Below are 25,939 nucleotides of genomic sequence, written 5' to 3'. Positions count from 1 at the left end.
AGTCCGGAATGTTCCGGACTTGGTGTTTTTCATTGCTTTTGCTTCGTCAGGAATTCGACTAGGAACTCCTCGAAATTAGGTGCCTCGATTGCGGCGATTTTTTCATACGATTCAATGATCTTCAATTTGATTTCTTGCTCAAGGTCGTTCCGGTCTTGATAGTTTGTGTTTTTTAATGATTTCTTTATTTTAGGATTCAGTGAATTGATTAAACTCATCAGCTCTTCTTTAGAAAGTTTACTATCCACAATGGCTTTTCTCCTTTCTATTATATCCCTCATCCGTATAGTGCTTTCGGAGTTTTTTGAGCGCTTGCTTGCGGATGCTGGAAATATTCTGGGGTGACTCATGGAAATAGGCGGCAATTTCCTTATTGGATAGTCCATAAGAAAAGATCATCGTCAGTACGAGCTTTTGTTTGGCCGTTAACTTCTGCAAAGCCTTAATCATCTCTTCATCCGTGATATGTGAGGAGAGATCATTGGTTTCACCCAATTTTTCAAGCTGAACGTCATTATTGCCGATGCGATCGATCATCCGCCCGGTATCGCCCGGTGCCTCATCAAGCACCATTCGATAGCGTTCCCGCTGCTTCCGTGCCCTTTTATCAAAATCAACGGAGAAAAAATAGATCAAAGAGCACATGTATTTATATACCTTAGCCCGGTAATAGAAGATTTGGAAAGCCTCGTTGAGATGACATATGTTGTGAGAAGAAGGGGAGTCAAGGGTCTCGGTGAGAATCTTCATATGCTCTGGGTTTTGTAAAAATACGTGAATGATCGGCTGCTCAAAGAAAGATGAGTATTGCTGCTGTAAAAACTCCAATGAATGAGAAAAAAAATGAGAAGTTACTGGGTTCATTGTTATCCCTCCTTTAATTAATAAAGTGATAGACAAGGGGAATAAATCAATTATATACGAACGTTTGTTCTTTTTTCCATGAATCGATAGTGCTAGATTGATTTTTTTAAAACAAGTTTCACTTTAGATATCAGATACAAGAAAAGGGGTGAAGAGGATGATGATTGAGGATGCTACTGTGTGGGTGTCATTAGTTAGCGAATTTGGCTATCCATTCGTCGTTTCTATGTTTTTGCTCTTCCGCTTCGGTAAACAATTAAAAGAACTGACAACGGACGTAGAGAACTTAAAAAAGTCCGCTCATAAAACGAAACGATAACCTAAAGGACGTCAAGTGCTAGGTGATGAAGACCGAGTTTCGGATTTCGATGAAAAAGGAATCCGAAATTCGGGTATAAAGAAATGGGTCAAATGGATTTCCATATCCCTCCTACAAAATCAAATAAAAAACCTCGAACCATTATTTGGAATATACCATAAAATAGGTAAAAAATAATCCTCAAATGGAATCATTTTACTACAATAATTCATCCGCCCATGGAATTAGATATGAAATCCTCCTCTTGTACGATTTTTGTTTTATGAATTAAAGTGAAAATACTTTTAAAAAAACAACATGTTAATAAAACTTACGAAAAGTTCGCAGCATTCCAAAAAGGGGTGCTGTTTTTCTTATTTTTTGGTAATAAACTGTTAGTATGGGAAAGGGGTGACAATCTTGAAAGAAAAACAGCTGGAAGATATTCGTATCCTTCAAGAAGAATCTGAAATGGGCGATTTTACATTAAAGCTGAACTGGGAGACCCTCCGCAGTCGGAATGGTGTCCTTAAAAATGATTTTTTTCATTATGACGGACGGAAGCTTGTTGGCTTTCTGGGTCTTTATGAATTCGGGAGCAAGATCGAGATGTGCGGGATGGTGCACCCGGATTTCCGGAGACAGGGAATCTTCACGGAATTGAAGGATGAGGCGATCGAGAGTGCCAGACAGCGGGAGCATAAGCTGATCATTTTGAATGCACCAGCGCAATCCCCTTCTGGAAAAGCTTTTTTGGAACAGCTTCCATGCACGCTTGCTTTTTCCGAGTATCAAATGAAATGGTCGCAAATGGAGCTGGGCGAATATGACGATGTCGTCATCCGACCCTCGCGGAGAAAGGATGAAGAGACGGAGATACTGCTGGATATCAATTGTTTCCATTTTACGGAAAAAGAGGCGAGGGATTATTATCAGCGCATCCTCCACGAAGATACGCTAAAAACGATGATGATTGAAAGCGATGGCCGGGCGGTGGGAAAAATCCGGGTCGACCATTCAGGCGGGGAAGCGTGGATTTATGGATTCTCCATCCTCCCGGAATATCAGGGAAGGGGACTTGGCAGAAAGGTATTGAAAAAGCTCGTAGCCGAACAATCCCAGCTCGGGTATGATATCTTTCTCGAGGTCGAGGCAACCAATGAACATGCCTTGAAACTCTATGAATCTTGCGGATTCCAAACGATTCAACGTCAGGATTATTACCAATATGAAGGGCTGAAGTGAGTAAGGGGGAGCGAAATGCTGGCATTATTCACGTATAACTGGCAGGTGCGAAAGGAGTGGTTTGAATGGTGCCGGACCTTAGCAGCTGAGGAGCTTAACCGACGGCGCACAGGCGGGATGGGCACGATTTTAAAGACACTGGCTCATATCATCGATGTCGAATGCAGCTGGATCCGGGCCATACAAGGGAAGGCGGATGTCGAAATAAAGCTCGAAGAGTACCATACAATCGAAGAGGTGGAGGAATTATCCAAGCGTTATCATCATGAAGTGATGGGTTATTTGAACTCGCCTGCGTTTGATGGAGGGAATGAGCTGGTCGAGGCCGCATGGACGGGTGGCCGGTTATATGAAAAAGACAGAATATTGAACCATCTGATCGCGCATGAAATCCATCATATCGGCCAGTTGTCCATTTGGTCAAGGGAACTCGGAATCGAACCGGTATCAGCAAGCTTGATCGATCGGATCGAATAGATAAAGAGCGAGACAGACCGCAGGAGTGCTTTGCCTGCGGTTTATTGAGTTTGCAAGGCTCGGATGACGATCTGAAGAAGCCGCTTTTTCCGAAATTCCTGAAAAAAGGATAGATACATAGTACCGATTATCGAAAATTCTTACCATTACCGCAAATTGTGACGCTTTTTCGACAAAATCATGGTATATTATTCTAGCATTTTACAAAAATAGAAGGGTTGTGAAGTATGTCGTTCAAGAATCAAGTTAAAAAAATGCTCGCCCCGGTCCTTGCTGTAAGTTTGATTACGGCTCCATTTGCCGTGCCAGGGGAGACATCGGCCAAAGAGACTTCCAAAAAGCCAACAGCGAAACCATTTGTCATATCGGCTCCTGCCGTTAGTTATGTAAAAGGGACCAAGGCGACTGTAACCGTTACGCCGAAGAAAGGCAATAAAGGAAATGAAAGCGTTGTCTTTCAGCTGATGCATGGGACGAAGGTGATATCTCAGTCAGCGATCGAGGCGGATATTACATCGGCCCAAAAGTTCTCAGCATACTTCAACTCGTATCAATCGGGCTATTGGGTCAAAGTATCGGTGGTTTCCAAGTACAACGGCAACACGAGTAACTTCGGAAATAGCCTGGCAACCTCCGTATCAGATGCTCCATTTGAATTGAGGATCATGGAAACGACCGATATACACACGAATCTGATGGGCTATGATTATTATAAGGATGCCGCATCAGAATCGGTCGGTCTTTCCCGCACGGCAACCTTGATCAAGCAAGCACGAAAAGAAGTGAAAAACAGTGTGTTGGTCGATAATGGCGACCTTATTCAAGGCACGCCGCTAGGTACGTACAAAGCGAAGTTAGCGCCACTGAAAAAGGGCGAGGTCCACCCCGTCTATAAAGCGATGAACCTGCTTGATTATGATATGGCCACATTCGGCAACCACGAATTCAATTATGGTTTATCTTATTTGGATGAAGCCATCAACGATGCGAACTTCCCTTATGTCAATGCGAATATCTATAAAAAGGATAAAGACAAAGATCCGAAAAATGATAAAAATAAATATACGCCTTATAAAATCGTCACCAAAAAGGTAAAAGATATCAATGGGACGGAAAAAGCGGTGAAGATAGGCTATATCGGATTCGCTCCGCCGCAAATCATGGATTGGGATAAGACGAACCTTGAAGGCAAGGTCATTACGAAAGAAATCGTCGCGACTGCAAATAAATACGTACCCGAAATGAAGAAAAAGGGTGCAGATGTGATCGTGGCGCTTACACATTCAGGATTCAATGGCGACACGAAGAATACCGAGGATGTCATCTATTCATTAAGTAAGGTATCCGGTATCGATGCGATCACGTTCTCCCATACACATAAAGTCTTCCCGGCACAAGATGAAGCGTCGTTAGACAGTCTATTCAAGGATGGCCAAGGCAAGGTCCTCAAAGGTGTCGATAATAAAAAAGGGACCATAAATGGTGTCCCCGCCGTTCAAGCGGGATATGGCGGCAGTAATCTGGGCATCATCGACCTTGATATCCAGAACATTAAAGGAAAATGGAAAGTCGTCCATTCGGATTCATCAACTCGCGCAATCAACGACAAGGTGACAGGGAAAAAAGCGGCTGAAGATCCGGCTGTCGTCAAAGCGGTCAAAAAGGATCATGAAGGTACGATCAAATATGTCAATACACCGATCGGAACGACTACAGCACCAATCCATAGCTACTTCGCCCTTGTACAGGATGACCCTTCCGTCCAAGTCGTGACCAGCGCCCAGAAATGGTACGTAGAGAAATACATCAAAAGCAACCGACCTGAATACAGTAATCTTCCTATCCTCTCTGTAGGGGCTCCTTTCAAGGCGGGCCGCAATGGAGTCGAGGAATTCACCGAGATTAAAAAAGGCGGCCTGACGATACGCAGCGCCGGTGATTTATATTTATATGACAATACATTAAAGGCCATTAAAGTCAAAGGCTCCGTCGTTAAGGAATGGCTGGAGATGTCGGCAGGGAAATACAATACGATCGATCCGGCCAAAACGGAGGAGCAGGAATTGCTCAATGGAAAGTTTGCCGTCTATAATTTTGACGTCATCGACGGGGTGACCTATCAAATTGATGTCACCAAGGCTCCGCGCTATGATGAAAAAGGAGCGAAGGTGTCGGATTCAAGCAGGATTGCCGAGTTGAAATATAACGGTGAACCAATCGATCCGAACCAGGATTTCATCGTCGTGACGAATAACTACCGCGCTTCAGGCGGGGGGAATTTCCCAGGAGTGAAGGGAAGCGAGTATGTGGTCGATTCTGCGGATGAAAATCGCCAAATCTTGATGGATTACATCACCCAAGCGGGTGAAATCAATCCAACCGCTGATAATAACTGGTCGATTGCCCCGATATCCGGCAAGGTGAATGTGACGTTCCCATCATCGCCAAAGGGGGCGGATTATTTAAATGAAAACAGCCCGATCTCGTATACAGGGAAAAAGGACGATAAAGGCTTCGGTATTTACAAGTTCAATCTAGGAAAAGAAAATGTCAAAGTGCAATTGCTCGGGATAAATGATTTTCACGGCCAGCTTGATACGACCTCCGATTTTGGCGGCATCAAGCAAGGGCGTGCGGATTATTTGGCAGCGCATCTGAAGCAGCGTAAGGCACAAAACCCTGCGAATACCCTGTTACTATCGGCAGGCGATGCAGTCGGGGCAAGTTCCCCGGTATCTTCGTTGGTCCAGGATAAACCGACGCTTCAATTTTTGAATGATATGAAATTCGATGTCGGCACCGTCGGGAATCATGAGTTCGATAAAGGGGTGGAAACCTTGATGGCCCAGATCAATGGCGGCAAGTCACCTACCTCCGATGTTGTGTTTGATAAATTGAATTTTCCATATGTGGTTGCCAATGTTGTATATAAAGATACAAAAAAGCCCATTTTGGACCCTTATGTCATAAAAAAGGTCGGCGGCGTTGATATTGGCTTCATCGGAGTGGTCACGAATGCGACACCTCAGAAGGTCAGCCCCGATGGCATCAAGAATGTGGAGTTCATCGAACAGGCCCCTGCCGTGAATAAGGCGGTTGCTGAATTGAAGGAAAAAGGCGTCAAATCGATCGTCATCATCTCACATGACCCAGGCACTGAAAAAGACGGGGTCATTACAGGTGAAGTGGCTGATCTAGCTAAAGCCGTTGATGATGAAGTCGATGTGATCTTAGCCGGTGATAACCATGCCAAGGTCAACAATTATGTCGATAATAAATTGATTGTCCAAGCTTATTCCTATGGCACGGCTTTCGAAGATGTCGATTTGGAAATTGATCCAACCACTAAGGATATTGTCAAAAAGTCCGCTGAAATCGTGACGGTCACGCAGGATGGCATCACGGCTGATGCAGGGACGACAACATTCATCAATGATTATCTGGATATGTTCCCAGAGTTGAAGGCACCGCTTGGGACCACGGAAGATAAGATTTTAAGGACCAATGCCTATACACAGGAAACGGCACTTGGGAATTTGATTGCCGATTCGATGAAGGCCGATCTGGATTCCGATTTTGCATTCATGAATCCAGGCGGAATTCGTGCCGACATTCCAAAGGGTGAAGTCACGTATTCTGATTTGGCGAAAATCCAGCCGTTCGGCAATGTCTTGGTTAAGCTTGAGCTTTCAGGAGCGGAAGTGAAAACATTGCTCCAGCAGCAATGGGTCGTGGAAGGAGCTCCAAAAACGCTGCAAATTTCAGGGTTGAGCTATACAGCTGACTTCAGCAAGCCGGTCAAGGAACGTATCACTTCATTGAAGAAGGCGGACGGAACTCCGATACAGGATGACGCAGCCTACACAGTGACCGTCAATGACTTCATGGCAAGCGGCGGCGATAACTATACCGTCCTGAAAGGAAAAGAACGTGTATTTGGACACGCAGATCTGGAAGCCTTCGTTACCTATGTGAAAGAAACCTTCAAAGGCGGAAGGATCAAAGCGGAAATAGAAGGAAGAATTACGAATCTCAATAATTGATGAAAGAGGGCGTTCCGGCATACGTTGGGGCGCCTCTTTCATTGGGGGGCAAAGCTCGAAGGCGCCGTTTTTTCGTTCAAGCAAAAACAGCTCTGCACGTAGTGTAACTTTTTTCCATCATTCTCGTCGGTACTAGTAAGAAAAGGAGGAGTGACGATGCACCGTAAAACGATGATGCTCATACTCAGCTTGCTCCTTTTGCTTGCGGCTTGCAGCAGCAAGCAAAAGGATGAGTCAATGTCCGAATCGGGAGATGAAAAGGCCAGCAGTAAAATGGACGCTTCCTTTTCCGATACTAAGGCGCCGGTTGAAAACAACGCGGGAAAAGAAGAAATCGTTGATGAAAGGAAGGTCATCCATCAAGCCCAGCTTGAATTGAAGGTCAAGAACCTGGAAAAAACACAGCTCAGGATTGAGGGAAAGGCAGAGGAATATGGTGGCTATGTCATCGAATCCACTGTACACCGGGAAAATGAAGAAAGGCTGGAAGGAACGATAACGGTACGAGTGCCGGAAGACCGTTTTCAAGATTTTCTTGCATTTGGGGAAGGTGAAGCCTCGAAGGTGGTCGGAAGGAATGTGACCGGACAGGATGTAACGGAGCAATATGTCGATCTAAAAGCAAGGCTGAAGTCGAAGAAGACCGTAGAGGAGAGGCTGCTTGCTTTCATGCAGGAAGCCAAAAAGACGGAAGACCTGCTGAAGATATCATCCGATCTTGCCGCGGTTCAAGAAGAAATAGAGCAGCTGACCGGGCAAATGAAATATATTGAAAATCAAGCTTCCTATTCAACGATTACGATTACGTTGTCTCAGGATCGCATCGTTGTCCCAGGCATCGATAATGAGGAATTGAATACATGGGAACGAACGAAAAAACAGCTGGCAACAAGCGCGAATCTATTGCTTAAAGCCGGTTCAGGAATCATCGTATTCATCATCGGAAACTTGCCTATCCTCGTTATTGTAGGAGGGGTGGGCGTGCTGATTCACTGGTACATGAGAAGAAAAGGGGAAAAGTAAGCGTAAAAAGAGGGTGACCAAGTTTGTTGGACACCCTCTTTATCAGTTATTTGTTTCGTTTATGAAGGCCGGTCGCATAATACAAGACTACGAGCAGGATGATCCAAATTGGACCGACAATCAGGGCGATTCGCGTATCTGCCGAAAAGCCGAGTATAACCATGACGAATACCAGGAAAGCAAGAGTTAGGTAAGACGTGAATGGGAAAAGAGGCATCTTATAGGATAAGCCTTGTTTTTCTCCCGGACTCATTTTCCGCCTTGAGATGATTTGCGTGATAAGGATGGTTCCCCATGTCCAAAGTGCACCAAAAGTAGCGACACTTGTAACGTAACTGAAAACCTTATCCGCTTCCATATAGTTCAGGTAGACACCGAATAGAAGCACGACAGCCGAAACGATGATGGCTACGCCAGGAACGCCTGACTTTGTTGTACGCTCGAAGCTTTTAGGCGATTCACCCTGCTGCGCCAGGTTGAATAACATTCTCCCGGTACTGAAGATACCGCTGTTACAGGATGATAGGGCCGCAGTCAGAACGACGAATTGAATGATCCCTGCTGCACCCGGAATGCCGATCTTATCGAACATCATCACGAAGGGACTGTCCTTACCATTCATTTGATCCCAAGGAGTGATCGATAGAATGACGGTAAGAGCTAGGACGTAAAAAAGTAAAATACGATAAAAGACCGTATCAATGGCTCTTTTTAAAGACTTCTCTGGGTTTTTAACTTCTCCGGCGGTCACACCGAGCATTTCAATTCCCAAGTAGGCGAACATGACCATTTGGAAAGAGAGCATGACACCTGAAATGCCATTTGGGAAAAACCCGCCGTGTTCCACAAGGTTGCCGAATCCAACCGCGATCCCGCCGTTCCCCAATCCGAAGATGATCATTCCAAAGCCAAGTACGATCATGAGGATGATCGTAACAATTTTAACGAGGGCGAACCAAAACTCCAATTCACCGTATGCCTTTACGGCAAGAAAGTTAATCGTGGTCATGATTGCTAGAGCGGCTAAAGCCCATGCCCACTGCGGGGTATCAGGGAACCAGAATTGCATATAAATCCCGACAGCCGTGATTTCTGCCATACAGGTGGCTATCCATACGAACCAATAGTTCCAGCCGGTGATATAGCCGGCAAGAGGCCCGACAAATTCGCTTGCATAGCGGCTAAAAGAGCCTGCAACTGGATTTTTTATCGCCATTTCCCCCAGCGCCCGCATGATCAGATAAATCATGAGCCCGCCAATGGCATAGGAAATGATGATCGCAGGGCCTGCTAATTTAATGGCGGATGCCGAGCCGAGAAATAGACCGACACCGATGGCTGCGCCAAGAGACATCAATGCGATATGTCTTTCTTCCAATCCTCTGTGCAGTTGAGATTCTTTGGAGTTTTGCATAATTTTCCCCTTTTCTCTGTTGGAATTTCAATTTCCCTATTTAGCATTTTAACACTAGTAGAGTTGCTTACATATTATTTATTGATTTTTCACATAATATTACAACTAAATAATATATTTTAATAGATAGATTGTAAAGCAAAAAAATGAAAACGCTTACTATAAAAGGGATTTACATTAATTTCATCCTATGAAATATATGAATATCCATATGTATTGCTATTTAAACAAAATTAAATTATGTGATTTTTCATATAATTCTGATTCTTAGCAAATGAAGACCCATTCCTTTTTCAAGGAACGGGTTTTAAAAAGCTTCATTGCCAGATGACAGAGGCCCATTCCGGATGATCGATGAATGGATTGCGATTATGCTGATATTTATTATAGATGACCTCATTTCGGTTGCGCTCGAAGGCATCGACGGGATCTTGGGCATTCCATTGCAGCAGGACAGACAATTTCCCATGATACGGGGCAGTGCCATTGTTCACTTGATTATTGAGCTCCAAATTTATTTCCCCGTCATCTCCTTCATAACGAACCGCCATATAAAATAGCATTCTAGCAACGTCACCCTTGACGCTATCACGCGGCTCCCATGAATCCGAGTCATAATAATTCCCTCTCGCCTCCGAGTGTTCAGAACCGCCATTATCGAAGTCAAGGTTGTTTCTTGTACTATTGACCAAAACATCTGCCGGGCGAAGATGATGCAAATCGGTTCCAGGCCCTAGCACAGTACCGAAGTTTCCATGCGATTTTGCCCAAACATGCTCACGATTCCAATCATTAACGCCAGATCCATTTGCCGTCTTTGCTTGAGAACGGCCTGTATATAAAAGTATGACGTTATTGGCATTATTAGGGTCCTCATCGGTTTCCCGTAAAGCGTCCCACACATTGGCATACGACACTTCATCATGGCCATCGATGATTTCATGCAGTGCACTTTTTAGCGAAGAACCTGTTTTTCCAATGGCAGGGTCATAGTAGGAGCCCACTCCTGGTGCACCTGGGCCTGAAGGGTCACTTGAGATCATCGCAGTTACATCCTTTATCCCCGCATGGCTGAAATATGCACCGAGCACACCTGTGATCGTTACTTTTTTTCCTTTTAATGAGGGCTTCGATTTTAGCCCGAAGTCAGCTCGAAAAGCGGCAGGAACCTGTATATACACCATATTGGCAATGTTCGATTCCGAAGGGCTATCGGCTAATGCCAGGGCATAATCGTTTGGATAGCCGCTCGTAATGACCACATTGGCAGAAGTGGGCTGGCCGACCACATAGCCCGAGACCGTCTTGGTCGTGCCGTCTTGCTTGGAAATGGCCTGGGCCACGGAATAAGGAGAGGACGAAGAGCCAGCTCCAGCCGCGGCAAATGATGGGGTGCAGGTGAGAATGGGAAACAGGAAAGCAAGCACGAACAAAAGCGATAGGGTAAATCTTGGTTCATGTTTTCTGAACATGTTATTCCTCCATAAATCGATTCATGACCATTTCCAGGGAAAGCGGCATGTATATGTAAGATTATGGATGGGTGGCGGTTTTTCCTTCCGGTTTGTCAAAAATGAGAGAAAACAGCTAGTGATGTTGTGGCGGAATTTAGGGAAATAGCCCGGGAAATATCGAAGCATGCCAGGAGGGCACGGACGCGAAAAAACCGCCAGCAGCCTACTGACGGTTTTTTTTATTGATTTTCATGAGCAGGCTTTGAATGAAACTCAAAAGCAACGATCCGATTAAAGCTCCCCAGAAGGAATGTATGACAAAGCCGCTGACCACGTAGGAAGTGATTTGGAAAGTGAAGGCATTGATGATGAACGAAAACAATCCGAATGTAAGGATGGTAATCGGCAATGTAATAAGCTGTAATATGGGTCTGACCAGCAGGTTCGTGATTGATAAGATGAAAACCGCCAGCAGGGCTGTCCCGTAAGATTTGATCGTGATGGAGTCGAGAAGCCAGTCAATAACGAGCAATACTACCCCGTTTAATAGAAAACGAATGATTATATTCATGAAAAACTCCTCCTGAAGTCACTCTGCTACTAGTCATTATACTAAAATCCAATGAATTTCAGGTAGTTGTTTGCAGAATTGTCATAAAAAAAAGGAGAGCAAGGTGCCGGTTATTTGTGACAAACGAAAGACCCCATGGCAGGAGTCTTCCGTTTGTCAGCAAAGGTGATGCATTGCTTAGTTATTGGCAACGATCGTTTCGAATGCACTTAATTCCGCCGTATCCTTAAGCTTTGGGTTTGTATGTAAAGACAGCAGGGCACTTTCGATGAGAAAGGTGCGCGGATCGGCGTTTTGTAAAAACTCTTCCTGGATAAAGTGGATTAGTTTCAGGTTCTTTACGCGTTCTGCTTCATCATCCTGACAAAGCTTGAAGATCGCCTTTTTTAGGTCGTTGGCAGAGTCCAGGAGTGCTGTATGGAAATCCTGCTGTGTATTGAAAAGCTCAGGCAGCCATTGCTTGATGACATCCGGTTCCAAAAGCTGTGCGTTGACACGGCTCACATCTTCGAAAACGGTTGTGATCCTATCCACACAATAGCGGATGATTTCCCCAGGATTGAAATCAGGTTCTTTAGCCAAGGCGTTAAAATGAATCGTTTGGTGCATCATTCCTGAATAAAGGATGGCACAGTCCAGCGTATAAGGTTTTTTCTCGGTACCGAATATTTCGAGAAACCGTTTTGAGAGCCAATGTATATTTTGGAATTTAACATGTTTAATGAAATTTTTCAGATCGGTATCATTTGAAATCAGGATTTCTTCATATAAAGTAAATAGTTTACTACTCTTATTGGAGTGGATTTGCAATTCGGATTGCTTGATGAATATTTCGATATCGGCAAGGTTTTGCCCGATAAGCAATTCATTTCGCTCCTTTTCGAATTTTTCCTGTGCGGAAACGAAGACGGCCTTAAGCAATTCACTTTTAGAAGAAAAGTAGTTATAAAAGGTTCCCTTCGAAATGCCGCTATAATCCAAAATATCCTGAATGGAGGTTGCTTGATACCCCTTTTCAATAAATAATTCGTGTGCATATTTAACTACAAGTTGTTTCCGCTCGTTCATCTATATCACCCTTAGTCTTATTGGCCGGACATTTTAACGTAATAGTATCTTATTTTTCGGATGAATACAAACTGGTATATTCCCGATTTCCCTTAGTAAAATAAGGGTTATGCTCAATTGGGGCAAGTCGTGCCGCAGTCATCCGGTACATTCATTGTGAACAAAGTCACAGGCAAAAAGGATTGTCTGGTATAAAATGAAAGTGGGCATTCAGGCCGCCATCGAAGGTTACCCATCAGCCCGAATTCTCGATTACCATGCCATTGGATGGAGAATTGATAAAATCGGTTTTCATGAAGGATTAATAAAGAGGATGGTCGTATACCATTATTAGGGGTTTTTTGACGGAACTTAATCGAATCGCTTAAATTTCGCCCCAATGATTTCCTTGCCATGATAAATATAGATGAACATGCAATCGGTAAAATAATGAATTGATTATTATATTAAAATTATTATAAATAAGTATTGATTTTTTCTTGATAAGCTTTATCATTATAAATATAAATAATAATGAAAAGGTGGTTCAATTATGACAAATAAGAAAAACCTTACTACAAGCTGGGGCGCACCAGTCGGGGATAATCAAAACTCAATCACGGCTGGCCAACGCGGTCCGGTACTCATTCAAGACGTGCACTTATTGGAAAAACTGGCCCACTTCAATCGTGAGCGTGTACCTGAACGTGTCGTTCATGCGAAAGGTGCCGGTGCATTCGGCACTTTCGAAGTGACGAACGACCTTTCTCAGTATACGAAAGCCAAGCTCTTCAATGGTGTTGGCAAGAAAACGGAAATGTTCATCCGTTTTTCAACGGTGGCAGGTGAACTGGGCTCCGCTGATACAGTTCGTGACCCGCGTGGATTTGCCGTTAAATTTTACACGGAAGAAGGAAACTATGATATCGTCGGGAACAATACGCCTGTATTCTTCATTCGCGATGCGATCAAATTCCCTGACTTCATCCATACACAAAAGCGTGATCCTAGAACGCATTTAAAGAATCCTACGGCAGTTTGGGATTTCTGGTCACACTCTCCGGAATCCTTGCACCAAGTTACGATCCTGATGTCTGACAGGGGCATTCCGGCTACGCTCCGTCATACACATGGCTTTGGCAGCCATACATTCAAATGGGTGAATGCGGAAGGAAAAGGCGTTTGGGTGAAATATCACTTCAAAACTGAACAGGGCATCAAGAACCTGGATGTGAATCTAGCTGCAAAACTAGCAGGGGAAAACCCTGATTATCATACGGAAGACCTTTTCAATGCCATTGAAAAAGGAGACTTCCCTGCATGGAAACTATATGTTCAAATCATGCCTTTGGAAGATGCGGACACATACCGTTTCGATCCATTCGATGTTACGAAGGTATGGTCGCAAAAAGATTATCCATTAATTGAGCTTGGCCGCATGGAATTGAACCGCAATCCCGAAAACTACTTTGCCGAAGTGGAGCAAGCCACGTTCTCACCAGGAACATTCGTGCCAGGCATTGAAGCTTCCCCGGACAAAATGCTTCAAGGACGTCTTTTTGCTTATGGTGATGCTCATCGTTACCGTGTCGGCGCGAATCACAACCAGCTTCCGGTAAATCGGCCAAAGGTGGAGGCGAACAACTACCAGCGTGACGGATTCATGCGTGCAGACGACAATGGCAAGGGCTCCGTTTATTATGAGCCGAATAGCTTTGGCGGTCCTGTGGAGTCAGCGGAAAATAAAGTCGCTCCTTTTGAGGTGACTGGGCAAGCTGCACAGGTTGGGCATAACTCCGATGATCATTACACACAGGCTGGCGACTTATACCGTTTATTGAGTGCCGAAGAGAAAACTCGACTCGTGGAAACGATTGTTGGCGCAATGAAACCTGTCGAATTGGAAGAAATCAAGCTGCGTCAAATCGGTCATTTTTACAAAGCCGATCCAGAATATGGAACACGCATCGCTGAAGGCCTAGGCTTGGCGGTACCGCAAGAAGCATAAAGCGAACCATAAAAAGTAAAGCAGGCATCCATGGATGCCTGCTTTACTTTTTTTCGGGCCGACCAGGCAACTCGCGACAGGACGGCTGCCTTTTAGGGCATTAGTAATCAAAATGAGCATACATATATGGGTAAGGGGAGGTGCAGTATGGACGTTTATGTGCGGCAGAATGACTCTTTGTGGTATTACAGCCAATTATTCAAGGTCAATTACCAGCTGATCATAGATTCCAACCGGGGAGCGGATCCACAGGCCCTCATGATTGGACAGCAAATCAAAATACCCGGCTTCACATCGTCGGCTTATAAGATTAAGCAGGGGGATTCTTTATGGGCAATTGCCAAAACACGCAATCTTACATTGGATGCCTTATTTGTTGTTAATCCTACCCTCAACCCGAATGCCCTGCAAGTCGGCCAGACGATTTATATTCCATTAAGGATTACGTGGAGGCTCATTCAAGGAAATCAGCAATACGACTATAAGGCGCTGCTTGCCGATATGGGCCGGTTGAAAACCATCTACCCTTTCATTCAAACATCCCCGATCGGCCATTCTGTGTTAAATAGGGATATCCCCGAAGTACTGATCGGGAAGGGGGATAAACGAATCCATTATAATGGTTCGTTTCATGCGAATGAATGGATCACGACACCTGTGATCATGACCTTCTTAAATGATTATCTATTGGCAATCACGAATCAGACGGAGATCCGCGGCCTTGCCCTGCTTCCATATTACCAACGGACGCTTCTGTCGATCGTGCCGATGGTGAACCCGGACGGAGTGGAATTGGTGCAAAACGGCCCGCCGGCAGATGAGACAATGAGAGCGCGTCTCGTGGGCTGGAATAATGGCAGCGAGGACTTTTCCGGATGGAAAGCGAATATCAATGGCGTCGACCTGAACGATCAATTCCCCGCCAAGTGGGAATTGGAGCAAGCCCGCAATATGGTGAATGAACCAGGACCGGCGAATTATTCGGGAACGGGGCCGCTTACACAGCCAGAAGCGATTGCGATGGCAAATCTAACGAGAAGGCGTGATTTTGCGAGAGTCCTCGCATTCCATACGCAAGGAGAGGTCATTTATTGGGGGTTTGAAGACATGGAGCCGCCTGAATCTGAAACGATAGTCAATGAGTTTGCGAGGGTAAGTGGATATGAGCCTGTCAAATCCGCCAATAGCTACGCCGGGTATAAGGATTGGTACATTCAGGACTGGCGGAGGCCTGGGTTCACCGTTGAGCTTGGTAGAGGAACCAACCCGCTTCCTATCTCGCAGTTCGATGAGATTTATCAAAAGTCGCTGGGGATCTTCCTGGCGGGCTTGTATATGTAAACGTTGAACATGCAAAAACGCTCTGCTCCCTGTCAATGGGGGAAGAGCTTTTTATCTTATGATTAAGGGATGTTAAAACGATGAGGGCTGCTGCAAAAAATAAGTAAAGATAAGCTTTACTTATCGATTGCAAAAATTCGCTATGAAGCCTAAAAAATGGCGTTCATCCGCCATTGATGGTCCAGGTTCTTGCAGCCCTAGAAGGATAGATACTCTAATCGTTTTGCGTCAAAGAAGTTTGCCCTCTTTTGCGCCTGTATCGGCCCCGCCTACGCCAGATACCTTGACGGCCACTCATGCCATCCAACCTATATTCATTATAATAGAAAGCGCTTACATTTTCAAAAGTATTCGTAATGCAAATTTCGACATTCCAAGCTTTCATCCGCAGGAAAGCTTGGAACCGGAAATACTATGACATGAAATCCTGGAGCTTTTTCGTTAGCCCGCCTTTACCAAATTTAATGGGCTTTGCCTGCCCGATCGCTTGCTCCGGGGCAGAAGCATATTCAAGAAAAGCTAAAAGGTTGATGCGCCTGTACAGGATATCGATGATGCCATAGGCATGGAACCAATTATCAATCGTATTATAAACCCCTCTATTCAAGGCATATTGCTGCTGGCACCAATGGAAGAACATTCTATCCGGCAGATTGAGGTGCTCCATCTCCTCCAATCGTCCATGCCTCCTCCATGCCTTCCCAGGTGATAAGTGGCTATGCCTCTCCTTCTGCATAGTGTGTGCCCCCCTTCCTTTATAAAATAAAAGGCCCCCATTCGAAGTGAATAGAGAGCCTCCAGTGAACTGGTCAGCGTATCAGTTTTTCTTATATGAAAAAGGATAAACCTATTAATCTTAGTTGTCAAGTTGGTATTTTTTCCTGACTGTTTATAAGTGATCAACGGCATTTTTCAGGCATCTTTTTATATAAAATACGAATAAAAAATATATTTTTTATGTTATAGTTCGTATATGATGATCTTTACGTAATGAAGGGGGAAAAGCTGAATGTATAAATCCAAAAAGATTTTATTATTGGGCTCAGGTGAATTGGGGAAAGAAATCTTGCTTGAGGCACAGCGTCTTGGGGTGGAGACGGTTGCGGTGGACCGTTATGAGCATGCCCCTGCCATGCAGGTAGCCCACCGCAGTCATGTCATCGATATGCTGGATGCTGCACAGCTTAGGGAAGTGGTCGTAAAGGAACAACCAGATCTGATCGTACCGGAAATCGAAGCCATCGCCACAACGGCTTTAGTGGAATTGGAAGACGAGGGCTTTAAAGTCATTCCTTCAGCAAGGGCAGCAAAATTAACGATGGATCGTGAAGGAATCAGGAGACTTGCTTCCGAAACCTTGCACCTTCCTACTGCCGACTACAAATTCGCTGATTCATATGAAGAATTTGTCCAGGCTGCCAAAGAAATAGGATTTCCAAATGTCGTAAAACCGCTGATGAGCTCCTCAGGGAAAGGGCAAAGCGTGTGCCGTACAGAAGCTGACTTAGAGGAGTGCTGGAAAATCGCCATGGAAGGCGGACGGGTTCAAAATGGACGAGTGATCATTGAAGAATTCATCCGTTTTGATTCAGAAATCACGTTGCTCACGGTCCGGGCCGTAAACGGAACCATGTATTGTGCTCCCATCGGCCATATTCAGCAGGGCGGGGATTATATCGAATCGTGGCAGCCGCATGATATGACGGAAGCACAGATGAACGAAGCGAAGCGGATTGCCCTTGCCATTACAGACGAGCTTGGAGGATACGGATTGTTCGGGGTCGAGCTTTTCCTTTCAGGAGATAAAGTCTATTTCAGCGAAGTATCTCCCCGTCCGCATGATACGGGGCTCGTGACGTTAGTGACACAGAATTTGTCGGAATTTGCCCTGCATGTACGAGCGATTCTGGAATTCCCCATCCCAGAAATCAATTTGATCACGCCAGGTGCCAGCCGTCCCTTAAAGGCGTCAGAGGAGTTAGCGGAATATTCGATAGCCGGTGTTGAAAAAGCATTGGCGATGCCGAATACGGAGGTGCGCCTCTTCGGGAAGCCAGTTACCAAAATGGGGAGAAGGGTGGCGGTCGCCCTGTCATCCGCTGATACAATCGACACAGCGAGGGAGAATGCGGCCATGGCTTTGGAATGTTTGAAGGTGGAGAAGTAAGCGGGAAAGGCGCTCCTGGAATGGAGCGCCTTTTCTTATGGCATGAATTTGGCACCTCAGCTTTTTTGCTGCCTTCTTTTTGCCTCATCAAACAAGGCTGCGATTCATGACGTTAATGGATGCATTTACCTTGCCTTCACAATTATCCTGCCGTATTTTTACAAGCCCTTGACACTGTGTTCATCTTTGACCTCTATAGTGTAGTTAAATAGTCAAACATTAAAGGGAGGTCATTCATTTGAATCGTTCATGGAGTAAAAAGATTATGCCGCTAACATTGGCTTCGGCATTGACGTTTGGGAGTTTAACTTGGTCGGCATCGGAATCTGCATCGGCAAGGGACAAGGGTAAAAAAGAGCCGGAAATTAGGAATGTCATCTTCATGATAGGTGATGGGATGGGTGTTTCCTATACGTCCGCTTACAGGTATTTGAAAAACAATCCCCATACGATGGTGGCTGAACGGACAGAGTTCGATCGATACCTGGTTGGTCAGCAAATGACCTATCCGGAGGATGCTGCACAAAATATTACGGATTCAGCTTCGGCCGCAACGGCCATGTCTTCAGGAGTGAAGACTTATAATGCTGCCATTGCGGTGGATAATGATAAATCCGAAGTCAAAACCGTCCTGGAAGCTGCAAAGCAAAAAGGAAAAGCGACTGGATTGGTCGCCACCTCGGAAATCACTCATGCGACACCGGCATCATTCGGCGCTCATGATGAAAGCCGGAAAAACATGAATTCGATTGCCGACGATTATTATAAAGAGTTGATCAAGGGCAAGCATAAAATCGACGTTCTCTTAGGAGGCGGAAAATCCAATTTTGTCCGCCCGGACATCAATTTGGCGAAGGCCTTCAAAAAAGACGGATATAGTTATGTGACGGATAAGAAACAAATGCTCAAGGATAAAAATGAGCAGGTGCTAGGTTTGTTTGCTTCGGAAGGGTTGCCGAAAATGATCGACCGCCCCAGTGAAACGCCTTCTTTGAAGGACATGACCAATTCGGCAATTCAGCGCCTGGATAAAAATAAGAAGGGATTCTTCCTGATGGTCGAGGGCAGCCAAGTCGATTGGGCTGGACATGATAATGACATCGTTGGCGCCATGAGTGAAATGGAGGACTTTGAAAAAGCATATAAAGCGGCGATAGAATTTGCGAAAAAAGACAAACACACCTTGGTGGTGGCAACTGCAGACCATTCGACAGGCGGATTTTCGATCGGTGCCAAAGGAATCTATAACTGGTACGGAGAACCGATCAAGGCGGCCGAACGCACCCCTGACTTCATGGCGGATGCAATCGCAAAAGGGGCAGATGCCGAAAAGACTTTAAAGCAATTCATCAATCAAAAAAAATTAAAGCTAACGAGCGAAGAAATCAATTCGGTAACAGAAGCGGCCAAAACGAAAAATGTCACAAACATCGATAATGCCATAGAAGCGATATTCGATAACAGGACCAATACAGCATGGACCACCGGAGGACATACGGGTGAAGATGTACCTGTCTACGCCTACGGTCCTTATAAGGAACGTTTTGCCGGACAGGTCGATAACACGGATCATGCCAAGATCATCTTCGATTTATTGAAAAAATGAACGTAAGGATACGGGGAGGGAATCCATGAACAGACTAATAATCGGTGCTTTCATATTAACCACATTCGGGGCTCTTAACACCCAACCTGCATTTGAAGAAAAGGCGGCTAAAGAAAAAACGGAGGAAATGGGCGCGCCGCTGGTGAAGAAGGATGTCCATGTTCCGAATCCACAGCTGCCTGATGATAGGAAGTTAACCCAGATCGGCCAGAAATTCTCGGATGCAAAGGGCGAATCCGCATTGAAGGCCTATAAAAAAGTGGATGAAGCCATCAAGGTTGGTCCAATCGAGGTAACGGTCAAAGAGATGAAGGTGCTGCACGTTACCCCTGATTACAGCATGATTGATTTTTTCCATGGCTATACACATGAGGAGGATTTCGACATCGTAAAAGTGAAGGTTGAAATCAAAAACAAGAGTGATGAAAAAATAAAGTTCTCACCCATTGCTTTTCTTGAGACCAATACGGGGGAACATCTTCCATGGGAGGATGACATCTATTTGGAGGAACTTAACGGCGAATTGGATGGAAACGGTACAAAAAACGGGGACATTGGCTTCATTGTAAGGAATGGGGATGTGCGGGGGATTTCCTTGATGACAAGTGATGCGGTTACAGGGGATGGCAAGATCCTGGCAAAAGGAAAGTCGGTTGAGCTCGCTTTTTAAAGGAAATGGGGTATGAAAACTAGACGGAAATCAAATACTAGAGCAAGTGATAGAGTTTCTTATCACTGCTGAAATATCCAAATCCTAATGATGGGGTGACGCAGAATGAGTTATAAAGATCATTTAGATCCACATTCTCAAAAGTTTCACCATAATTGGACAAGACCTAAGCGTTCCAAATCCCAAGTTAATGGCCATACGGAAGTATCGCAAACAAACATTATCCTAAGAAGTAATGCAAAGGCTCACAGGTGGTAATGGATATTTCGACCGAGAAGGAGGCTCATAATGAGTCTTCTTCTTTCTATTGAGCCGAAAGGATACCGCGGGCTTGAAATAAACGGCAAACAACCTCGTGCCTTGACTGGCATGCATGGCTTTTCGTTCATAATTATGATACCATTTACCTTTAGGAAAAAAGCGATTGGGCTGTATGCTCCGCAAGGGAGTTTAAAGTCAGCTTATACAAATAGAGGACGTGAATTGTAATGATAAAAATTGAAATCCCGGCAGCGGATATTAGCATTAAACAAAGAAAACAAGTGATAGAGGGAGACGAACCAGTCATTCCGGAGATTTACGGATTCATCGATTTCCATTTGATTCCCCGTGATAAAGGCGGCATCATCTTGTTTTACAATGAACGCGATGAACTGATTTTTGTCGGAAAGGCTCGTAAGCTAAGACCAAGGGTCAAAAAGCATTTCGAGGATAATGTCTCCCCAATCAAGGAGCACCGCAATGAAGTGAAGAAAATTGACATCCTTGTCGTCGAGGACCCAACGGAACGCGAAATTTACGAAACATATATCATCAACACACTTCGTGCTAAATACAACGTCGATAAAGTGTTTTATAAATGAGGAAAGACAAGCTGGCTGCGCTTTGCACTCAGCTTTTTTTGTGTGCGCAAATATCGAAATTTCCCTTCTTCCTGCAGGGGTTGTTCAAATTTAAACGATAAAAAAATGAAAAACACTTGCAAATAGTAATCATTACGTTTTATTATGGAGAGGTGATTTCTGTTGGAGGGTTCTTTATCTTATAAATCGTAATGATTTCGTTTAGAGGAGATGAGCACCGAAAGGAGTGGAAAGGGTTGGCGAAAAAGAAAATTCCCGTTACTGTTTTGAGCGGATACCTTGGGGCGGGAAAAACGACGCTTTTGAATCATATTCTTGAAAAGCGGAATGATCGGAAGGTTGCCGTCATCGTTAATGATATGAGTGAAATCAATATGGATGCCGCCATGATCAAACGGGGAGGGTTCACCCGCACGGATGAAAAACTTGTGGCAATGCAGAATGGCTGCATTTGCTGTACACTTCGTGAGGATTTAATGATCGAGGTCGAGAAATTGGCAAACCAAGGTGATATGGATTACATCGTGATTGAATCGACAGGGATCAGCGAACCGGTTCCGGTAGCGCAAACCTTCTCTTATGTGGATGAAAAAGTGGGCATTGATTTATCGGAATATTGCCGGCTCGATACGATGGTAACGGTCGTGGATGGGCAGAACTTCTGGAAGGACTTTGCCTCCGGGGAGAACCTTATGGACCGGGAGCAGGCGGCAGATCCTGGTGATGTCAGGGAAGTGGTCGATTTATTGATCGACCAAATCGAGTTTGCCAATGTGATCCTGTTAAATAAAACCGATTTAATGGGAGAAAAAGATGTGGCGGAATTGAAAGCGATCCTTCATAAGATGAATGCGGATGCAAGAGTCATCGAAACGGAATATTCCAAGGTACCATTAAAGGAAATATTGAATACCGGATTGTTCGACTTTGAAAAGGCAAGCCAAGGAGCGGGCTGGATAAAAGAACTGAATGAAGAACACATTCCAGAAACGCTGGAATATGGCATAGCCTCCTTCGTTTACAGAAGGAATGTGCCCTTTCATCCTGTCCGCTTGATGACCTGGCTCGAAAATTGGCCGGTGCAAGTCGTGCGAGCGAAAGGTTTCATTTGGCTGGCAACCAGAAATGAAACCGCAGGCTTATTATCACAAGCAGGACCGTCACTAACGATACAAGGGGCGGGTCAATGGATTGCTGCTCATCCTTGGCATGAGCAGCAACAACTATTGCAGGAATCTCCAGAATTACTGGATCGGTGGAATGAAGTATATGGTGACCGCCAGACCGAGCTTGTGTTAATCGGCATCGATATGAATCAGCAAGTGATAGAGGCGGAACTGGATGATTGTTTACTGACGGAAGCTGAGATGCAGCAGGATTGGTCGTCATATGAAGATCCACTGCCTGCCTTTTAAAGAAATAATGGAAGGAGGAAAAGGAAAATGAGAGTGAATATAACTCTAGCATGTACGGAAACAGGGGACCGCAACTATATCACAACGAAGAATAAACGAAATAATCCCGATCGGATTGAATTGAAGAAATATTGCCCGCGCCTAAAGAAACATACGCTTCATCGGGAAACGAAATGATGAATTTCCTTAGGTCAATTTAGTGTGAAAAGGAGATAAGAACATGGCGAAAAAATCAAAGGTCGTAAAGGCACAAAAGCAGTTGGCATTGGTTGAAAAGTATGCGGAGCTCAGAAGGGAATTGAAGGAAAAAGGCGAGTATGCTGCTTTGGCCAAGCTTCCCCGGGACTCCTCGCCGACAAGGATCCATAATCGCTGCGGAGTAACGGGAAGGCCCCGTGGGTATATGCGCAAATTCAATATGTCACGTATCGTTTTTCGGGAGCTTGCCCATAAAGGGCAGGTGCCGGGTGTCAAAAAATCAAGCTGGTAAGCGGGAAGGACTTTGCTGGTCCTGACATAAGAGAACGGTAAAAAAGCAGACGTCTTCTGACTCTGCTTTTTTAGCATGCTTCATCTTTGGAAAAATTCAATCCACTCTTTTTCCGGCCCATATATGTAGAAGTAGCGGAAGCCATTTGGAAGGGTGACGATTTCCTCGTCGATCAACTCGACATTCAAGGTTTTGATTCGCGCATATTCTTTTTCGATATCATCCACGGTAATGGCAAAATGATGGATCGTTGCCTCAGAAGGCAATGTGTTGCTATAGCCCTGTATCAATTCGATTTCCGTTTCATCTGAATCCTCGTAGCCTAGGAAAGCCAATTGGATGACTCCATTAGTATGAGGAACACGCGCCTTTAATTTTAAATCCAGGACTTCCTGATAAAAGATGATGGATTTTTCAAGATCTCTGACGACAACTCCGATATGATCGATTCTTTTTGCGGACAAGAAAACATCCTCCTTATGGTAGAAACTCATAATATTTGAATATATAAAATATTTCGGTTTCGGCCTCCTTTTTTTAACTGTTTTTTATAAAAAAATTTCCCCTTTTTTCAGGGCAAAAGTTTGTTTCTGAAGGGAATAGCCGATATACTATGAAACAATCCATTATGAATGGATACGAGAGGAGAGATGGTTATATGGGTAACATTCGGGAAGGTGAAGTTTTCACTCTTACTGACGACAATGATGAGGCTCATGAGGTTGAAGTTTTAGGCTCATTGGATGTAGAAGGAACGGAATATGTGGCAGTAGGTTTGCTTGAAGATATTGAGGCAGATACGGAGGAAGACATCGATATCTTCTTCTTCAGGGTCGAGGGCGAAGGCGAACTGTTCGATATCGAATCGGACGAGGAATTCCAAAAGGTATCCTCGGCGTTTGAAGCTGCTTTTGAAGCCAAGGAATAATGGACAAGTCAAGGATGCGGCATGAAAAAGGTTCCGGAATGATCTCATTCCGGAACCTTTTTCGTTTGCTTAAAAGAAAGGCGCACTGCCCGCAGAGGAAAAAACCATAAACACCCTCCATGATTCTTGAGTTTGCCTACAGTTTGGTACGGCATGATCAGTGCCGTTTTCGTTTTCTATGTACAAGATGCATTGGCCCCGCCTACGCCAAATACCATGATAGCCACGCGTGCCATCCAGCCTTCTTTTAGTATATAAGTGTATTGTTGATGGGGCGTGTACGGCGTATGAAGGTTTTATTAAAATCGGCGCATCTTTCCATCTGCTGGGCATAGGATAAAAAAAGTGGAGGTGATGAGATGACCGTCGTTAAACACACTGATGCTGACATTGCTCTTTTGGCGAGATTGCTTAGAGCTGAAGGTGAGGGGGAAGGCGATCAAGGCATGTTGATGATCGGAAACGTCGGAATCAACCGGATCAGGTCGAATTGCTCCGATTTCAAGGGGCTGAGGACGATCCCGGACATGATTTATCAGGAACATGCCTTTGAGGCTGTGCAAAAGGGGTACTTTTACCAACGGGCACGGGAAAGGGAAAAAAGACTTGCGCGCCGAAGTGTAAGCGGTGAAAGGCTATGGCCCTCGAAATTTAGCCTCTGGTATTTCAGACCAGAAGGGGATTGCCCGCCAACCTGGTATAATCAGCCTCTGGTTGGCCGCTTCAAGCTTCACTGCTTCTATGAGCCAACAGCCAACGAATGTGAAAATATTTATAATACCTTTTAGAAATGAGGCTGAACCTTATCTAGGTTTGGCCTCTTTTGTGGATATGTACATAAGGGGCTGCCCGCGGGGAGTTAGTAGTAATACCTTCCTACCGAGCGATAATCGGTCCCAGCGCTCGCAATGAATGTATCCTTACAGTGAAAAAGAGTGACGGGGGGCTTGCCCGCGTCACTTTTTTTGGTTTATAGTTTTACGATCGTTCTGCCCCTTGCTTCCCCTTTTAAAAGGGTCGGGAGGACGTCAGGCAATTCTTTAAGTGTGATTTCTTGCTGAATGAGCTGCTCCAGATGTGCAAATTTAAAGTTGGTCGCAAGACGCTGCCAGACTTTCAATCTTGTTTCCATCGGACAATTGACCGAGTCGATTCCCAGTAAGTTAACCCCTCTTAAAATGAAAGGGAAGACGGTGGCGGGAAGGCTGGTGCCAGCGGTCAATCCGCTTACCGCTACCGAGCCGCCATACTTGATTTGGCTAAGGACGGCCGCCAGCGGTTCACCGCCTACTGGATCTACCGCGCCGCTCCATTTTTGTTTGCCGAGTGTGCGCAGTTTGCCATCGTATACTTCTTCCCGGGATACGATCGTCGTTGCTCCGATTTCCTTCAGATATCCATGTTCGGATTCTTTTCCGGTGCTTGCTTCCACGGAATAACCGAGATTGGAAAGGATCGAGACGGCAAAGCTGCCCACGCCGCCAGTCGCCCCGGTGACAAGAACGCTTCCTTGATCAGGGGCAAGCCTGTTTTCTTCCAGTCGCAGGACCGATAACGCTGCCGTGAATCCAGCCGTTCCGATAATCATGGCCTCTTTCAGTGAGAGGCCATCAGGAAGCGGAACGATCCAATCGGCCGGTACCCGGGCATATTGGCTGTAGCCGCCTGATTGGGAGACGCCGATTCCGTAAGAGGTGGCAATGACCTCGTCCCCTTCCTTGAATCGGGAATCCTCTGATGAGACGACGACCCCTGCCATGTCGATTCCTGGACTGATCGGATAAGTGCTGACGATATTTCCATTCGGAATGCTGGCAAGGCTATCCTTATAGTTCACCCCAGAATAATGGACACGGATAAGCACTTCACCCTGCGGCAGGTCATCAAGTGTTAGCTGCTGGGTGTTAACGGTAAACCGTTCGCCTTGCTTGTTTACGACTAATGCTTCGAATCGCTGTATCATGGTTCGTTCCCCCTTTTATCATCATCTTCCCCATTATAGAAGAAAAAACGTC

The 25,939-nt window shown here is 45.1% G+C and carries 28 protein-coding genes; 19 read left to right on the top strand and 9 right to left on the bottom strand.

Features of this window, described 5'->3' with window-relative positions; all coding sequences use genetic code 11:
* Positions 1–29 precede the first annotated feature (29 nt).
* Together QNI08_RS14765 and QNI08_RS14760 are read right to left on the bottom strand one after the other, a co-directional pair.
* The gene (locus QNI08_RS14765) at positions 30–248 is read right to left on the bottom strand and encodes a hypothetical protein (protein ID WP_285768175.1); all 219 of its coding nucleotides are present in this window, start codon (positions 246–248) and stop codon (positions 30–32) included.
* Positions 241–864 (bottom strand): sigma-70 family RNA polymerase sigma factor, encoded by a 624-nt coding sequence (locus tag QNI08_RS14760; RefSeq protein WP_285768174.1) that lies wholly within the window; start codon positions 862–864, stop codon positions 241–243. Before QNI08_RS14760 ends, QNI08_RS14765 begins: the two co-directional genes overlap by 8 nt.
* A gap of 157 nt (positions 865–1,021) precedes the next feature.
* Between QNI08_RS14760 and QNI08_RS14755 the strand changes: the two genes are divergently transcribed.
* The 5 genes from QNI08_RS14755 to QNI08_RS14735 all read left to right on the top strand — a co-directional run bounded on the left by QNI08_RS14755 (position 1,022) and on the right by QNI08_RS14735 (position 7,950).
* Positions 1,022–1,183 (top strand): YvrJ family protein, encoded by a 162-nt coding sequence (locus QNI08_RS14755; RefSeq protein ID WP_081092540.1) that lies wholly within the window; start codon positions 1,022–1,024, stop codon positions 1,181–1,183.
* Between the two features lie 390 nt (positions 1,184–1,573).
* Entirely contained in the window at positions 1,574–2,407 is an 834-nt protein-coding gene (locus QNI08_RS14750) for a GNAT family N-acetyltransferase (protein WP_352231224.1), read from the top strand.
* A 15-nt stretch (positions 2,408–2,422) separates the two neighbouring features.
* Positions 2,423–2,884 carry a DinB family protein gene (locus QNI08_RS14745; protein ID WP_285768173.1) on the top strand — a complete coding sequence of 154 codons (462 nt, stop codon included), beginning with the start codon at positions 2,423–2,425 and terminating at the stop codon, positions 2,882–2,884.
* Between the two features lie 227 nt (positions 2,885–3,111).
* Complete coding sequence (locus tag QNI08_RS14740; protein ID WP_285768172.1) at positions 3,112–6,927, top strand: bifunctional 2',3'-cyclic-nucleotide 2'-phosphodiesterase/3'-nucleotidase; 3,816 nt, start codon at positions 3,112–3,114, stop codon at positions 6,925–6,927.
* Between the two features lie 156 nt (positions 6,928–7,083).
* A complete protein-coding gene (locus tag QNI08_RS14735; protein WP_285768171.1) occupies positions 7,084–7,950 on the top strand; it encodes a DUF4349 domain-containing protein in 867 nt (288 codons plus the stop codon).
* 46 nt (positions 7,951–7,996) lie between these two features.
* Here QNI08_RS14735 and QNI08_RS14730 read toward each other — a convergent pair whose 3' ends face one another.
* From QNI08_RS14730 to QNI08_RS14715, 4 genes are all read right to left on the bottom strand, one after another.
* On the bottom strand, positions 7,997–9,364 hold the full coding sequence (locus tag QNI08_RS14730) for an amino acid permease (protein ID WP_285768170.1): 1,368 nt from the start codon (positions 9,362–9,364) through the stop codon (positions 7,997–7,999).
* A 317-nt stretch (positions 9,365–9,681) separates the two neighbouring features.
* On the bottom strand, positions 9,682–10,836 hold the full coding sequence (locus tag QNI08_RS14725) for an endonuclease (RefSeq protein ID WP_285768169.1): 1,155 nt from the start codon (positions 10,834–10,836) through the stop codon (positions 9,682–9,684).
* A gap of 205 nt (positions 10,837–11,041) precedes the next feature.
* Positions 11,042–11,389 carry a phage holin family protein gene (locus QNI08_RS14720; RefSeq protein ID WP_285768168.1) on the bottom strand — a complete coding sequence of 116 codons (348 nt, stop codon included), beginning with the start codon at positions 11,387–11,389 and terminating at the stop codon, positions 11,042–11,044.
* Positions 11,390–11,566: 177 nt separating this feature from the next.
* Positions 11,567–12,457, bottom strand: a complete 891-nt coding sequence (locus QNI08_RS14715) for a TetR/AcrR family transcriptional regulator (RefSeq protein WP_285768167.1) — start codon at positions 12,455–12,457, stop codon at positions 11,567–11,569.
* A gap of 196 nt (positions 12,458–12,653) precedes the next feature.
* Here QNI08_RS14715 and QNI08_RS14710 point away from each other — a divergent pair, with 196 nt between their 5' ends.
* The 3 genes from QNI08_RS14710 to QNI08_RS14700 all read left to right on the top strand — a co-directional run bounded on the left by QNI08_RS14710 (position 12,654) and on the right by QNI08_RS14700 (position 15,785).
* On the top strand, positions 12,654–12,791 hold the full coding sequence (locus QNI08_RS14710) for a hypothetical protein (RefSeq protein ID WP_285768166.1): 138 nt from the start codon (positions 12,654–12,656) through the stop codon (positions 12,789–12,791).
* Between the two features lie 198 nt (positions 12,792–12,989).
* Positions 12,990–14,444 carry a catalase KatA gene (katA, locus tag QNI08_RS14705; protein ID WP_285768165.1) on the top strand — a complete coding sequence of 485 codons (1,455 nt, stop codon included), beginning with the start codon at positions 12,990–12,992 and terminating at the stop codon, positions 14,442–14,444.
* A 147-nt stretch (positions 14,445–14,591) separates the two neighbouring features.
* Positions 14,592–15,785, top strand: a complete 1,194-nt coding sequence (locus QNI08_RS14700; RefSeq protein ID WP_285768164.1) for a M14 family metallopeptidase — start codon at positions 14,592–14,594, stop codon at positions 15,783–15,785.
* A gap of 412 nt (positions 15,786–16,197) precedes the next feature.
* Here the strand turns inward: QNI08_RS14700 and QNI08_RS14695 are convergent, their stop codons facing one another.
* Positions 16,198–16,452, bottom strand: a complete 255-nt coding sequence (locus QNI08_RS14695; protein WP_285768360.1) for a hypothetical protein — start codon at positions 16,450–16,452, stop codon at positions 16,198–16,200.
* A 342-nt stretch (positions 16,453–16,794) separates the two neighbouring features.
* On the opposite strand from QNI08_RS14695, the gene purT reads away from it, so the two are divergent.
* The 9 genes from purT (at position 16,795) to rpsN (ending at position 22,996) form a co-directional block, all read left to right on the top strand.
* On the top strand, positions 16,795–17,952 hold the full coding sequence (gene purT, locus QNI08_RS14690) for a phosphoribosylglycinamide formyltransferase 2 (protein ID WP_285768163.1): 1,158 nt from the start codon (positions 16,795–16,797) through the stop codon (positions 17,950–17,952).
* Positions 17,953–18,217: 265 nt separating this feature from the next.
* On the top strand, positions 18,218–19,558 hold the full coding sequence (locus QNI08_RS14685; protein ID WP_285768359.1) for an alkaline phosphatase: 1,341 nt from the start codon (positions 18,218–18,220) through the stop codon (positions 19,556–19,558).
* 25 nt (positions 19,559–19,583) lie between these two features.
* Complete coding sequence (locus tag QNI08_RS14680; RefSeq protein WP_285768162.1) at positions 19,584–20,228, top strand: DUF4352 domain-containing protein; 645 nt, start codon at positions 19,584–19,586, stop codon at positions 20,226–20,228.
* A 105-nt stretch (positions 20,229–20,333) separates the two neighbouring features.
* Positions 20,334–20,486, top strand: coding sequence for a YpzG family protein (locus QNI08_RS14675; RefSeq protein WP_081092541.1), 153 nt, complete (start codon positions 20,334–20,336; stop codon positions 20,484–20,486).
* Positions 20,487–20,516: 30 nt separating this feature from the next.
* A complete protein-coding gene (locus QNI08_RS14670) occupies positions 20,517–20,717 on the top strand; it encodes a hypothetical protein (RefSeq protein ID WP_285768161.1) in 201 nt (66 codons plus the stop codon).
* Positions 20,711–21,091 carry a nucleotide excision repair endonuclease gene (locus QNI08_RS14665; RefSeq protein WP_285768358.1) on the top strand — a complete coding sequence of 127 codons (381 nt, stop codon included), beginning with the start codon at positions 20,711–20,713 and terminating at the stop codon, positions 21,089–21,091. The genes QNI08_RS14670 and QNI08_RS14665 overlap by 7 nt, the downstream gene beginning before the upstream one ends.
* 191 nt (positions 21,092–21,282) lie before the next feature.
* Positions 21,283–22,506: a GTP-binding protein gene (locus tag QNI08_RS14660; protein ID WP_285768160.1), complete on the top strand. Its 1,224-nt coding sequence runs from the start codon at positions 21,283–21,285 to the stop codon at positions 22,504–22,506.
* 27 nt (positions 22,507–22,533) lie between these two features.
* Positions 22,534–22,683, top strand: a complete 150-nt coding sequence (gene rpmG / locus QNI08_RS14655; RefSeq protein WP_053348792.1) for a 50S ribosomal protein L33 — start codon at positions 22,534–22,536, stop codon at positions 22,681–22,683.
* 43 nt (positions 22,684–22,726) lie between these two features.
* Positions 22,727–22,996 (top strand): 30S ribosomal protein S14, encoded by a 270-nt coding sequence (rpsN, locus tag QNI08_RS14650; RefSeq protein ID WP_285768159.1) that lies wholly within the window; start codon positions 22,727–22,729, stop codon positions 22,994–22,996.
* Positions 22,997–23,076: 80 nt separating this feature from the next.
* Here rpsN and QNI08_RS14645 read toward each other — a convergent pair whose 3' ends face one another.
* Positions 23,077–23,490 (bottom strand): VOC family protein, encoded by a 414-nt coding sequence (locus QNI08_RS14645; protein ID WP_285768158.1) that lies wholly within the window; start codon positions 23,488–23,490, stop codon positions 23,077–23,079.
* Positions 23,491–23,654: 164 nt separating this feature from the next.
* Between QNI08_RS14645 and QNI08_RS14640 the strand changes: the two genes are divergently transcribed.
* Together QNI08_RS14640 and QNI08_RS14635 are read left to right on the top strand one after the other, a co-directional pair.
* Entirely contained in the window at positions 23,655–23,924 is a 270-nt protein-coding gene (locus QNI08_RS14640) for a DUF1292 domain-containing protein (RefSeq protein WP_285768157.1), read from the top strand.
* Positions 23,925–24,283: 359 nt separating this feature from the next.
* Positions 24,284–24,712, top strand: coding sequence for a cell wall hydrolase (locus QNI08_RS14635; protein ID WP_285768156.1), 429 nt, complete (start codon positions 24,284–24,286; stop codon positions 24,710–24,712).
* Between the two features lie 182 nt (positions 24,713–24,894).
* Here QNI08_RS14635 and QNI08_RS14630 read toward each other — a convergent pair whose 3' ends face one another.
* On the bottom strand, positions 24,895–25,887 hold the full coding sequence (locus QNI08_RS14630) for an acrylyl-CoA reductase family protein (protein WP_285768155.1): 993 nt from the start codon (positions 25,885–25,887) through the stop codon (positions 24,895–24,897).
* Positions 25,888–25,939 lie beyond the last annotated feature (52 nt).

This window comes from Peribacillus folii, assembly GCF_030271255.1.
Lineage (GTDB): Bacteria > Bacillota > Bacilli > Bacillales > DSM-1321 > Peribacillus.
The sequence above is the reverse complement of the archived record's forward strand: the minus strand, read 5'-3'. Positions and strand labels throughout refer to the sequence as shown.

Bases quoted from the DNA above. Each gene is read 5' to 3' on its own strand.
- QNI08_RS14680 (WP_285768162.1), top strand. From the start codon at position 19,584: ATGAACAGACTAATAATCGGTGCTTTCATATTAACCACATTCGGGGCT.
- QNI08_RS14700 (WP_285768164.1), top strand. From the start codon at position 14,592: ATGGACGTTTATGTGCGGCAGAATGACTCTTTGTGGTATTACAGCCAA.
- QNI08_RS14695 (WP_285768360.1), bottom strand. From the start codon at position 16,452: ATGGAGCACCTCAATCTGCCGGATAGAATGTTCTTCCATTGGTGCCAG.
- QNI08_RS14710 (WP_285768166.1), top strand. From the start codon at position 12,654: ATGAAAGTGGGCATTCAGGCCGCCATCGAAGGTTACCCATCAGCCCGA.
- purT (WP_285768163.1), top strand. From the start codon at position 16,795: ATGTATAAATCCAAAAAGATTTTATTATTGGGCTCAGGTGAATTGGGG.
- QNI08_RS14675 (WP_081092541.1), top strand. From the start codon at position 20,334: ATGAGTTATAAAGATCATTTAGATCCACATTCTCAAAAGTTTCACCAT.
- QNI08_RS14645 (WP_285768158.1), bottom strand. From the start codon at position 23,490: ATGAGTTTCTACCATAAGGAGGATGTTTTCTTGTCCGCAAAAAGAATC.
- QNI08_RS14630 (WP_285768155.1), bottom strand. From the start codon at position 25,887: ATGATACAGCGATTCGAAGCATTAGTCGTAAACAAGCAAGGCGAACGG.
- QNI08_RS14660 (WP_285768160.1), top strand. From the start codon at position 21,283: ATGATTTCGTTTAGAGGAGATGAGCACCGAAAGGAGTGGAAAGGGTTG.
- rpsN (WP_285768159.1), top strand. From the start codon at position 22,727: ATGGCGAAAAAATCAAAGGTCGTAAAGGCACAAAAGCAGTTGGCATTG.
- QNI08_RS14755 (WP_081092540.1), top strand. From the start codon at position 1,022: ATGATGATTGAGGATGCTACTGTGTGGGTGTCATTAGTTAGCGAATTT.
- QNI08_RS14745 (WP_285768173.1), top strand. From the start codon at position 2,423: ATGCTGGCATTATTCACGTATAACTGGCAGGTGCGAAAGGAGTGGTTT.
- QNI08_RS14720 (WP_285768168.1), bottom strand. From the start codon at position 11,389: ATGAATATAATCATTCGTTTTCTATTAAACGGGGTAGTATTGCTCGTT.
- QNI08_RS14670 (WP_285768161.1), top strand. From the start codon at position 20,517: ATGAGTCTTCTTCTTTCTATTGAGCCGAAAGGATACCGCGGGCTTGAA.
- QNI08_RS14740 (WP_285768172.1), top strand. From the start codon at position 3,112: ATGTCGTTCAAGAATCAAGTTAAAAAAATGCTCGCCCCGGTCCTTGCT.
- QNI08_RS14635 (WP_285768156.1), top strand. From the start codon at position 24,284: ATGACCGTCGTTAAACACACTGATGCTGACATTGCTCTTTTGGCGAGA.
- QNI08_RS14685 (WP_285768359.1), top strand. From the start codon at position 18,218: ATGCCGCTAACATTGGCTTCGGCATTGACGTTTGGGAGTTTAACTTGG.
- QNI08_RS14640 (WP_285768157.1), top strand. From the start codon at position 23,655: ATGGGTAACATTCGGGAAGGTGAAGTTTTCACTCTTACTGACGACAAT.
- rpmG (WP_053348792.1), top strand. From the start codon at position 22,534: ATGAGAGTGAATATAACTCTAGCATGTACGGAAACAGGGGACCGCAAC.
- QNI08_RS14760 (WP_285768174.1), bottom strand. From the start codon at position 864: ATGAACCCAGTAACTTCTCATTTTTTTTCTCATTCATTGGAGTTTTTA.
- QNI08_RS14725 (WP_285768169.1), bottom strand. From the start codon at position 10,836: ATGTTCAGAAAACATGAACCAAGATTTACCCTATCGCTTTTGTTCGTG.
- QNI08_RS14735 (WP_285768171.1), top strand. From the start codon at position 7,084: ATGCACCGTAAAACGATGATGCTCATACTCAGCTTGCTCCTTTTGCTT.
- katA (WP_285768165.1), top strand. From the start codon at position 12,990: ATGACAAATAAGAAAAACCTTACTACAAGCTGGGGCGCACCAGTCGGG.
- QNI08_RS14730 (WP_285768170.1), bottom strand. From the start codon at position 9,364: ATGCAAAACTCCAAAGAATCTCAACTGCACAGAGGATTGGAAGAAAGA.
- QNI08_RS14715 (WP_285768167.1), bottom strand. From the start codon at position 12,457: ATGAACGAGCGGAAACAACTTGTAGTTAAATATGCACACGAATTATTT.